Genomic DNA, 11761 nt, shown 5'->3' on the forward strand with positions numbered 1-11761 from the left:
GGCCCTAAATTTGCGCCCCTCACCTATTTAATTTGGGGGGCCCGCGCGGGCCCGCGAAGGGGTCCTGTCAGGCACTGATGCATCTGAATGACACACCGCCTTCGCGAGCAGGCTCGCTCCCACAAGGGGATTGCGAACTATTCTGAATATGTGTGTGTTGAACCAATCTAGAGCTGTCGGCCCTTGACCTTCAGGTGCCGCGCATACCAAGGGCGCTGTGGCACTTTGCGGAACAGTTCGGTCATGTTGTCTTCGTCGCCAAAAGTGATACGCAGCGCCAGTTTCATGGTTTCCGGGTCCATCTCCACGGATCGCCCCGCTTGCAGGCCGGGCACGGTGCTGCAGCCGTGGGTGTCGGGGCCGAGCCAGGGGTCGGCGACTTCCACCCAGCGCCCCGGTGCAAACCATGGCACGCCGTTGACTTCCAGACGGCTCACTTCGCCCGGATGAAAACGTTCATGGGCGCGGAACCAGTCTTCCAGGCGATCATCGATCCAGCCATGAAAGCGCCAGAACACCGGGTTCACATGGGAGGAAAAAGGGTCGCCGAGAAAGTCGTTTTCCGGCGCATACCAGCGCGCGGCGAAGTCCGCCTGATCGCGCGCCATCGGCACCGGAATGTCATTGGACGGATCACGCGCCACCGAGGCCCAGCGCATGTGCAGCCAGTCGTGCAGGCCCAGTTCGACTTCCGAACCGAACTGGCCAAGGGTCAATTTCGACAAGTAGCGCGGGTCACGGTACTGCGATTCCCATACCAGGAAATTGCTCTGGAAAGTCTCCGCCGCTTTGATGTCGCTGACCCATTTGGTGTACTCGTCATCACCCTCGGCCAGCCAGGTCGGCGGCAGTGAGTTGCCGTCGTGGTTGTCGAAATAACGCGCGAAGCCTTGGCGGTCCCGCTCCAGCTCAGGCTGCGGCTGCGGGAACGCCGGCCACGATGGCAAATCCTGCATCGAGCGGGCGATGCCAAGCATGTGCCGGTGCATAAAGAAAAAATCCACGCCCGAGCCATTGCGATCCTTGCTTGGCCCACGGGCGTCGCGTTCCTTGTCACGTGGCCCGGGCTGCCAGCCGATGCCGCGCAGCGATTCGCGTTTTTTCTCCGAGAGCTTGTGCCACTTGTCGCGGGTGGCGTGCCAGAGCTGGTGGAACAACCGATGCTCGGGCGCCACCAGCCAGGCCAACAGTTGCGGATTAAGCCCGGTGCGTTCACGGGCCTCGGGAAAACGCCGCTTGATAGCGATGAAATGATTGTCCAGCTCGGGCAACGCCAACGACCGGTCCAGACGCAGCACTTGCCCGGTGAACGTGGCGCTGCCGGCATTACCGAACGCCGCCCAGACTTCATCCAGTTTGACTTTGAATTCATACACCGGCGGCGCAAGTGGCGAATCGGTGCGCAGCAGGCGCCAATACATCTCGGCGCCGTTGCCCGGTGCCAGATCGCCAATGACTTGATAACGCACAGGCCCTTCGGCACGCAGATTCGCTCCGGTGTCGAGATAGCCGCGCAAGCCGCGCCCACGATGGGCGATGTCGAGAAACAGCTCCAGGCCTTGCGCCGGCAGACCATCAAGCCCCGCCGCCGCACCGGTAAAGCGAATGTCCCAGACCCCACGCAAATTGTCCGCCAGCTGTTGCCCGGCGGTGTCCGCCAGATCGACCGTGGCCTCGCCCGGGGTGATCGGAAACTCCTCGCGAGTCAGTTCACGATGTGCATAAAAAGCGGCAGGCAGCGCGGCGCCCGTGAGTGCCATGCCCGCCATGAACCAGCGTCGAGAGATCGTCATTGCCCTACCTGTGTCAGCCATGAAGCAGGCTTTATCCAAGCTAGAACGTTTGCTCGGCGGGGAAATTTACGCCGCCGGCAAAACATCCCTGCGCCGCTGCCGGGCATTTGTAACGCACACCTAAATTAGCCGTGCAGCCACTCGTTCTTCCCAGATAGCAAAGGCCCCTGCGCCTGTACCTCGACGGCGAACCTGAATGAGATGGCAATGACAAAACCGCGTTGGAAAAAGGCTCTATTCATCGGCCTGCCGCTGGCCCTGGCGATCAGTGCCGGCGCAGGATTTCTGGCCTGGGATTACTGGAACAACCCCGGCTATCCGGTGAAGGTGATGAAACAGGCGACGGAGTTGCAGGACCGCCTGCTGTCGTTCGACAGCCACATCACCGTGCCGCTGAGTTTCGGCAGCCACGACCACGAAGCTGACAAGGATGGCCCGGGCCAGTTCGACCTCATCAAGGCCAATCGCGGACGCCTGTCCGGCGCGGCGCTGACGGTGTTCGGCTGGCCGGAAATGTGGAACGGCCCGAACGCCCCGCACCGTCCGACCGAGGGTTTTGTCGAAGAAGCGCGCAATCAGCAGGAGGTGCGCTACAAGATCATTTCCGGGATTGTCCGCGACTTCCCCAATCAGGCCGGCATCGCCTACACACCGGATGATTTCCGCCGCCTGCACGGCGAAGGCAAGTTTGCGATTTTCATCAGCATGCTCAACGCCTATCCACTGGGCAATGACCTGAGCAAGCTCGACCTGTGGGCCGGGCGCGGTATGCGCATGTTCGGTTTCAGTTACATCGGCAACAACAGCTGGGCCGACTCGTCGCGGCCGCTGCCGTTTTTCAATGACTCGCCCGATGCCCTCGATGGTCTGTCGGACATCGGTAAACAAGCGGTGCAGCGCTTGAACGATCTGGGCGTGATCATCGATGTTTCGCAGATGTCGACCAAGGCCCTCGAGCAAGTCGCCGAACTGAGCCGTACACCGCTGGTGGCCTCGCACTCGGCGCCCCGGGCGGCGGTGGATATCCCGCGCAACCTCAGCGACAAAGAACTGCAACTGATCAAGAACAGTGGCGGCGTGGTGCAGGTCGTCGCCTTCTCGCAGTACCTGAAACCGCTGACCCAGGGCACGCAGGACAAACTCAATGCGCTGCGTGCGCGCTTCGATCTGCCGCCACTGCCTAATCTGGCCATGGCGCTGATGCCGGGCGATCCGATCATCACCGCCTGGTCGGAACAGAAGCTCGGCCAATACGCCAGCGGCCTCTACGCGATCCTCGAAGAAGAACCGAAAGCCACTCTCAAGGACTTCGGCGACGCCATCGATTACACGGTACGCAAGATCGGTATCGACCACGTCGGCATTGCTTCTGACTTCAACGATGGCGGCGGCATCAAGGGCTGGGAAAACGTCGGCGAGATCCGCAACGTCACCGCCGAACTGCTGCAGCGCGGCTACTCCGAAGCGGACATCGCCAAGCTCTGGGGCGGCAACTTCATGCGCGTCTGGGATCAGGTGCAAAAAGCCGCGAAACCGGCGCTGGCGTCACGCCAGGAGGTGGCGCGACCATGACCGATCGTCGCACTTTTCTGAAACAGGCCGGCCTGCTCGCCGCCGCCCTGCCCCTGGGCGCCAGCCTGACTGCACCGGCGGCCGTCGCTGCCGTGCCGAATGCCTCGCGGGACAAATGGGCGCAGTTGCGTCAAATGTTCGATCAGGATCCTCAGGCGATTCACTTCGCCAATTTCCTCGTCACCTCGCACCCCAAACCGGTGCGCGAAGCCATCGAGCGCCATCGCGCGGCGCTGGATCTGAATCCGGGTCTGGCGATGGATTGGGATCTGGGCGTCACCGAGAAGCGCGAAGAAAACGTGCGCCACTGGGCCGGCCAGTATCTGCAAGCCAAACCGGCGCAGATCGCCCTGACCGGCAGCACCACCGAAGGTCTGGCGATGATCTACGGCAGTGTGCAGGTGCGCGCGGATCAGGAAATCCTCACCACGGTTCACGAGCACTACTCGACGCGCAATATTCTCGATTTCCGCAGCCGGCGTGACGGCACGCGCGTGCGCAAACTCAAGCTGTTCGAAACCCCGCAGAGCATTTCTATGGATCAGGTGCTCGACACGATCAATCGCAACATCCGCCCCGAAACCCGCGTGTTGGGCATGACCTGGGTGCATTCGGGCAGCGGCGTGAAGCTGCCGATCCGCGAAATCTCGCAATTGGTCGACGAGCACAACCGCCAGCGTGCCGATCAGGATCGGCTGATCTACGTGGTCGATGGCGTGCACGGATTTGGCGTCGACGACGTGAGTTTCCCGCAGATGAACTGCGACTTTTTCATCGCCGGCACGCACAAGTGGATGTTCGGCCCGCGCGGCACCGGCATCGTCTGCAGCCGCACCGAAGAACTGAAATACGTCAGCCCCAGCGTGCCGACCTTCTCCGAGGCCACGGCTTTCTCGACCATCATGACCCCGGGCGGCTACCACGCTTTCGAGCATCGCTGGGCGCTGGACGAAGCCTTCAAGTTGCACCTGCAACTGGGCAAGGCCGAGGTGGAGACGCGCATTCATCAGCTCAACAGTTACCTCAAGCAACGCCTGCAAGAGCACCGCAATATCGAGTTGGTGACCCCGCTCGACTCGCAGTTCTCCGCCGGCTTCACCTTCTTCCGGATCAAGGGCCAGGACAGCGACGCAGTGGCCGCCTGGCTGATGCAGAACCGGGTGATCTGCGACGCGGTCAGCCGCGACGTCGGGCCGGTGATTCGCACCGCACCGGGCTTGCTCAACAACGAAGCCGAAGTGGATCGCTTCATGGACATCCTCGGCAAAAAGCTGCGTGCCTGACCCTCGACTGCCGTTTTCCTTTTAAAGAGACGACCCATGAAAAAGCCTCACGCGTCACTCCTCTCCAAAGCCCTGCCCGCACTGGCGCTAAGCGCCCTCTGCGCTGCGCTGTTACCCGGCAGCGCGCTGGCGGCGACCGCGCCCGCTGCGGGCAAAGTGTTCAAGGACTGCAAGGACTGCCCGGAAATGGTCGTGTTGCCAACCGGCAGCTACACCATGGGCACGCCGGACGATGAAGTCGGCCGCCAACCCGACGAAGGCCCGCTGCACACCGTGACCTTCAGCAAACCGTTCGCTATCAGCCGCTCGCAGGTGCTGGTGGGCGAATGGGACGCCTATGTGCGCGAGACCGGCAACAAGCCCTACGACTTCGATGATCGCCCGGGCCGCCGTTGCACCGCCGGCAAGCCGGAATTCAAACAGACGCCCCGCGATCCGGCGGTGTGCATGAACGTCGCCGAAGCCCAGGGCTACATCGACTGGCTGTCGAAAAAGACCGGCCACGCCTATCGCCTGCAAAGCGAATCGATCCGCGAATACGCCGCCCGGGGCGGCAGCGCCGGGCCTTTCCCGTTCCCGTTCGATGAGGGCAAGGATTACCAGATTTCCAGGCACGCCAACACTTACGGCGCAGCCGATGGCTACAACTTCACCTCGCCGGCCGGCACCTTCCCGGCCAATGCGTTTGGCGTGTTCGACGCCCACGGCAACGTCTACGAATGGACCGCCGATTGCTATCACCCGGACTACTCCGGCGTGCCCGCCGACGGTCGCCCATGGACCCAGGAAAACTGCGAACGCCAGGTCATGCGCGGCAATGACTGGGGCGAGGCGCCGATCTTCTCGCGCTCGGGCAACCGCAACAGCAGCTGGCCGACCAGCAAGGGCGACTGGCTGGGCTTTCGCGTAGTACGCGACCTCTGATCCCGCCCTCGACGAGCGCAGCCACGCCTGCGCTCGGTTAAAGAAACTCCGCGACCATTCGTTTTCCTTAAGTAGCGGCACTCCCTCCGCATCGAAGCAGGAATCCTCCATGACCAAGCCTACGCGTGGGGCGATCAACGAATTGTTCGCCCTGCTCAAGCCCTTCCGCCTGATCGTCTCGGCGTCCATCGTGCTCGGCATGCTCGGCGGCCTGAGCGTCACCGTGCTGCTGGCGACCATCAACAACGCCCTGCATTCCGATGACGGCCTGACCCGCACGGTGGTGATGATCTTCGCCGGCCTCTGTGCCCTGGCCCTGCTGACCACGATCCTGTCGGACATCGGCACCAACTACGTCGGCCAGCACATCATCGCCAAACTGCGCAAAGAGCTGGGGGAGAAAGTCCTGTCGGCGCCGATCGATCAGATCGAACGCTATCGCAGCCATCGCCTGATTCCGGTGCTGACCCACGACGTCGACACCATCAGCGACTTCGCCTTCGCCTTCGCGCCGCTGGCGATTTCCATGACCGTGACCCTTGGCTGCCTCGGCTACCTGGCCATGCTGTCGTGGCCGATGTTTCTGATGATGCTGGTGGCCATCGCCATCGGCACCACCATCCAGGCGATTGCGCGGGCCAAGGGCATGCGCGGTTTCTACGCCGCGCGCGATTCCGAAGACGAACTGCAGAAGCACTACAACGCAATTGCCGAAGGCGCCAAGGAACTGCGCATTCACCGCCCGCGCCGCCAGCGCATGTTCGTCGCCGGCATTCAGAAAACCGCCGAGAAAATCTGCGACACCCAGATCAGATCGATCAACACCTTCGTCATCGCCAAGTCGTTTGGCTCGATGCTGTTCTTCGTCGTCATCGGCATTGCCCTGGCCCTGCAATCGCTGTGGCCGAGTGCCGACAAAGCGGTGATGAGCGGTTTCGTTCTGGTGCTGCTGTACATGAAGGGGCCGCTGGAGCACCTGATCAGCACCCTGCCGATCATCAGCCGCGCGCAGATTGCCTTCCGCCGCATTGCCGAACTCAGCGAACAGTTCTCCTCACCGGAGCCGCACCTGTTGCTGCAGGATCAGGGCAGCAAGCCAGCCGCCGTCAACAGCCTGGAACTGCGCAACGTGCGCTACGCCTTCCCGCCCGTGGAAGGCAGCGAGCCGTTCCGCCTCGGCCCGGTGAACCTGCGCATCGAACAGGGCGACATTGTGTTTATCGTCGGTGAGAACGGCTGCGGCAAGACCACGCTGATCAAATTGCTGCTGGGCCTGTACGCGCCGACCGAGGGCGAAATTCGCGTTAACGACAAGCCGATCACTGCGGTCAATCGCGATGATTACCGGCAGAACTTCACGACGATCTTCGCCGACTACTACCTGTTCGATGATCTGATTCAGGGCGATCGTGAAGTGCCGCAGGATGCCACCCGCTACCTCGAACGTCTGGAGATTGCGCACAAGGTCAGCGTGCGCGACGGCGCGTTCAGCACCACCGACCTGTCCACCGGCCAGCGCAAACGCCTGGCACTGGTCAACGCCTGGCTCGAAGAGCGCCCAGTGCTGGTGTTCGATGAATGGGCGGCGGATCAGGACCCGACCTTCCGGCGGATCTTCTATACCGAGCTGCTGCCCGACCTCAAGCGTCTGGGCAAAACCATCATCGTGATTTCCCACGACGACCGTTACTTCGACGTCGCCGATCAACTGGTGCGCATGGAGGCCGGCAAGGTCAGAAGCGAACTGCAAACCGCTTGATCGAGGCAGCCGCGACCGGGCCGGAGAAAAAACTTTTCCGGTTTGCCGCGGCTTCCTCGTCTTAATGAGATGAATAAGAACCATTAACAACTATACCTGCCAAGGTCTTAACCTCATGTCCGCATCCCGTTTCATGCTTCGCCCTCTGACTCGAGCCCTGCTGATGCACGGCGCGACCCGCACACGCCTGGCCGGTAGCGGCCTGGGTCTGGCACTGAGCCTCGCGGCAGCGCCGTATGTCCAGGCCCAGGAATGGACCCTGAACATCCCGGCCCAACCGCTGGCCCAGGCCCTGCAAACCCTCGGTCAGCAGACCAGCCTGCAAATCGTCTACAGCCCGGAAAGCCTGCAAGGCCTGCGCTCCAGCGCCCTCAACGGCCGCTATCAGGATGACGAATCGCTGAAAGCCATGCTCAGCGGCACCGGCATTCGCTATCAGCGTGACGGCAACACCGTCACCGTGCTCGGCCCGGCCACTGGCGGCAGCGCGATGGAGCTGGCGCCGACCAACGTCAACGCCAACCGCCTCGGCGCCACCACCGAAGGCAGCAACTCCTACACCACCGGCGGCGTGACCATCGGCAAAGGCGTGCACTCGCTGAAGGAAACGCCGCAGTCGGTCACGGTGATGACCCGCAAGATGCTCGACGACCAGAACCTCAACACCATCGAACAGGTGATGGAGAAGACCCCGGGCATCACCGTCTACGACTCGCCAATGGGCGGCAAATATTTCTACTCGCGCGGTTTCCGCATGACCGGCCAGTACCAGTACGACGGCGTACCGCTGGACATCGGCAGCAGCTACGTGCAGGCGGACAGCTTCAACAGTGACATGGCCATCTACGACCGCGTGGAAATCCTCCGCGGCGCGGCCGGCATGATGAAGGGCGCGGGCGGCACCGCCGGCGGCGTCAACTTCGTGCGCAAGCGCGGCCAGGACACCCCGCACACGCAGCTGTCGCTGTCGGCCGGGACCTGGGACAACTATCGCGGCCAGGTCGACACCGGCGGCCCGCTGAACGACGCCGGCACTGTCCGTGGCCGCGCCGTGGTGACGCAGCAGACCCGTAAGTATTTCTACGACGTGGCTGAACGCCGTGATCAGATCTACTACGGCGCCCTGGACTTCGACCTCAGCCCCGACACCACCCTCGGTCTGGGCATGGCCTATGAAGACGTCGACGCCACCCCGTGCTGGGGCGGCCTGCCGCGCTACGCCGACGGCTCCGACCTGCACCTGAAACGCTCCACCTGCCTGAACACCTCGTGGAACAACCAGCGCAGCAAACGCGCCACCTACTTCGCCGACGTCAAACACCAGTTCAACGATGACTGGTCGCTGAAAGTTGCCGGTGTCTACTCGCGCAACACCCAGGACATGGAATATTCCTTCCCGAGCGGCACAGTGCCGTTGGGCGCCACAGCCACCAATACGCTGATGCTCGGCAGTACCTATGACTACGATCAGCGCGACTACGGTTTCGATGCTTACGTCGACGGCAAATTCGACGCTTTCGGCCAGCAGCACGAACTGATCGTCGGCGCCAACGCCAGCCGTTCGCACAAGGACGACTTCTACGCAGTGGCGGCATTGCCACAGCGCCAGAACGTGTTCAACCCGAACCACAACATCCCGCAGCCGGATGAAAGCTACTACCTGGCCAACGCCTCCCGTGGCGGCCCGGTGGACATGCACATCAAGCAATACGGCGCCTACTCGATCGCCCGCCTGAAACTCGCCGACCCGATGACCCTGGTACTCGGCAGCCGGGTCAGCTGGTACAAATCCGACACCGACTCGGTGCAGTACTTCCGCGGCGAAGGCACCGAGGTCAACACCCAGTCCACCGAAAGCGGCCAGGTCACGCCGTTCGCCGGCCTGCTCTACGACCTCAACGACAACCTGACCGCCTACGCCAGCTACACCGACATCTTCACCCCGCAAGGCTCGTACAAAACCATCGACGGCAGCACGCTCAAGCCGCTGATTGGCCAGAGCTACGAATTGGGGATCAAGGGTGAATGGTACGACGGTCGCTTGAACACCACGTTCAACCTGTTCCGCACCATCCAGAAAGACGCGGCCCAGGATGACCTGCGGTGCGAAGACAGCTCCTGCCAGATCAACTCCGGCAAGGTCCGCGCCCAGGGCTTTGAAGCTGAAGTCAGCGGTGAAGTGATCGACCGCCTGCAATTGCTGGCCGGTTATACCTACACCCAGACCAAGGTGCTGGAAGATGCCGACGCCACTCAGGATGGCGCGGTCTACAACTCCTACGTGCCGCGTCACCTGTTGCGCGTTTGGGGTGATTACGCCCTGAGCGGACCGCTGGACCGTGTGACCATTGGTGCGGGTGTCAATGCGCAGACAGGCACCTACCGGGTTTCGCCTCTGGGCGGGGACAATGTCGACGGCGCGGGTTATGCGGTCTGGAACGGTCGCATTGGTTATCGGATTGATGACACCTGGTCGGTGGCGTTGAACGGCAACAACCTGTTCGACAAGCGTTATTACGCGACCATTGGTACCGAGGGGTTCGGTAACTTCTACGGGGATCCGCGCAATTTTGTGATGTCGGTGAAGGCTGATTTCTGATTGGTCTGATGTTGTTTAGAAGCCCCGCTTTGGCGGGGCTTTTTGATTTTTGGGATTGGGGGCATATCCTTTGCTGCGGTGAAGGCTACTTAAGGTTCCGCCCTTACGGCGGGTCACTTTTTCCAAACGCCGGAGTGCCGGCCCAGCGAAAAGGTAACCCAAAAGGCTTTGCCCCGGCGTACGGCCCGCTCGCTGGGGCTCGGGGTACCTTCGTTACGGGACCGATCCGGGCGCAGCCTGCCGAAGGGGCAAAAGATCAAGAGCCAGAGCAAAAGCCCCTCACCCTAGCCCTCTCCCGGAGGGAGAGGGGACTGACCGAGGTGTTCAGGCGAAATACGCCGACTTGCGATATCGAGTCGAATGCAGATACTGAAAAGCCCGCAAATCGGCTCCCTCTCCCTCGGGAGAGGGCTGGGCGGGCGGCGTTCCGATGAGGGGCGAATCCAACACAGATCCAAAGCAGACCACACGCTTTTCACCACTCAACAATGAGCGTTAGCTCGAGTGCTTTTGATCTTGCTTTTGATCCACCGGCGACGTCGGAAGGCTGAGTGGAGGGATTGATCCGGGCGTGGGAGCGCAGCGACCGTTTGGCGCAGCCAAACACAGCGAGTGTAGGTGCAGCGAAGCAAACCGGAGCCGCTGCGCCCGGATCGATCCCGGAGCGAAGGGACCCGAGCCTGCGAGGGCCGAACGTAGGAGCTAGCGTTTTTTGCTTATTTTTTTTCTGGGCCGGCATTCCGGGCGCTTGTAAAAAAGTAAGTCGCCGTCAGGCGAAACCGCCAGCAGCCGCTACCGAAGCAACGGATATTCACCCAATCTCAAGAGCCCGCGCAAGCTCCCCACCCACCCGCAAATAAACCTCCAGAACCCCAGGCACCACCGTCCCCAACCGCAACAAATCATGAGTCAACCCGGCACAAACCTCGACCTCGACCTCAACCCCCTGCCCGCGCAGCCTGTCGACATAAGCCTGCCCCTCATCCAGCAATGGATCAAACCCGGCGAGCAGCACAATGGCCGGCGCCACCCCATGCAGATCCTCCGCCAGCAACGGCGAAAAACGCCAATCCAGATAATCCTCCGGCCCTCGCGCATAGTGCTGATAAAACCACTCCAGCGTGTCGTTCTCGAGCAAATACCCCTCGCCAAACAACAGCCGCGAATCATGCACCCGCGAAGCATCGGTCACCGGATAACACAACAACTGCGCCTTGGGCGCGATAGCCACCGTGTGCGGCTGCCGCACCGCCTGAATCGCCAGCACCGTCGCCAACGTGGCACCCGCGCTGTCGCCACCAAACGCAACGCGCGAACCATCCAGGCCGAGGCTCGCAGCCTGTTCGGCCAGCCAGGCCAAAGCGTCCTCGCCATCCTCCAGCGCTGTCGGAAAGCGATGCTCCGGCGCCAGTCGATAACCGACCGAGAGCACCGCACACGGCGTGCGCTGGCAAAGCTCGCGGCAGACACCGTCGTGGGAATCCAGACTGCCAACGACAAATCCGCCACCGTGGAAATACACCAGCACCGGCAGCGGCGATTCAACACCGTTGGGCCGATACAAACGCAACGCCAGTGCCGCGCCGTCACGGGCCTGTGTTTCGATCTCGGTGACTTCAAAATCCTGCGGCGCCGGCCAGCGCAGTTGCGCGGTGGTCTGTTCGAAGGTGGCGCGGGCCTCGCTCGGGGTCAGTTGGTGCATGGCCGGCAGGCCGGCGTCCTGGCTGTCTTGCGCCAGGTCGAGGAAAGCTTCCAGATCAGGGTGTAACGACATCGTTGAAAATCCTTGTATCCGCAATAGGACGGGCGCGCCTGAGCAGCGCCCGCGCAA

General features: G+C 62.1%; 7 protein-coding genes. 5 read left to right on the forward strand and 2 right to left on the reverse strand.

The genetic code is table 11. The features are described from left to right. Window positions 1–167: 167 nt before the first annotated feature. On the reverse strand, window positions 168–1793 hold the full coding sequence (locus QMX86_RS15225; RefSeq protein ID WP_282385023.1) for a PvdJ/PvdD/PvdP-like protein: 1626 nt from the start codon (window positions 1791–1793) through the stop codon (window positions 168–170). Window positions 1794–2000: 207 nt separating this feature from the next. On the opposite strand from QMX86_RS15225, the gene pvdM reads away from it, so the two are divergent. The 5 genes from pvdM to QMX86_RS15250 all read left to right on the forward strand — a co-directional run bounded on the left by pvdM (window position 2001) and on the right by QMX86_RS15250 (window position 9930). Beyond that, complete coding sequence (gene pvdM / locus QMX86_RS15230) at window positions 2001–3365, forward strand: pyoverdine-tailoring dipeptidase-like protein PvdM (protein ID WP_122706857.1); 1365 nt, start codon at window positions 2001–2003, stop codon at window positions 3363–3365. Then, the gene (locus QMX86_RS15235) at window positions 3362–4648 is read left to right on the forward strand and encodes an aminotransferase class V-fold PLP-dependent enzyme (RefSeq protein WP_282385028.1); all 1287 of its coding nucleotides are present in this window, start codon (window positions 3362–3364) and stop codon (window positions 4646–4648) included. The genes pvdM and QMX86_RS15235 overlap by 4 nt, the downstream gene beginning before the upstream one ends. Before the next feature lie 36 nt (window positions 4649–4684). Continuing rightward, complete coding sequence (locus QMX86_RS15240; protein WP_122747133.1) at window positions 4685–5572, forward strand: formylglycine-generating enzyme family protein; 888 nt, start codon at window positions 4685–4687, stop codon at window positions 5570–5572. A gap of 109 nt (window positions 5573–5681) precedes the next feature. Next, window positions 5682–7331: a cyclic peptide export ABC transporter gene (locus QMX86_RS15245; RefSeq protein ID WP_282385032.1), complete on the forward strand. Its 1650-nt coding sequence runs from the start codon at window positions 5682–5684 to the stop codon at window positions 7329–7331. 115 nt (window positions 7332–7446) lie between these two features. Then, window positions 7447–9930, forward strand: coding sequence for a TonB-dependent receptor (locus QMX86_RS15250; protein ID WP_282385033.1), 2484 nt, complete (start codon window positions 7447–7449; stop codon window positions 9928–9930). Between the two features lie 811 nt (window positions 9931–10741). On the opposite strand, the gene QMX86_RS15255 is transcribed toward QMX86_RS15250, so the two are convergent. Continuing rightward, window positions 10742–11704, reverse strand: a complete 963-nt coding sequence (locus QMX86_RS15255; RefSeq protein ID WP_282385034.1) for an alpha/beta hydrolase — start codon at window positions 11702–11704, stop codon at window positions 10742–10744. Between the last annotated feature and the right edge of the window lie 57 nt (window positions 11705–11761).

The organism is Pseudomonas sp. PS01270 (genome assembly GCF_029959775.1).
Classification (GTDB): domain Bacteria; phylum Pseudomonadota; class Gammaproteobacteria; order Pseudomonadales; family Pseudomonadaceae; genus Aquipseudomonas; species Aquipseudomonas atacamensis.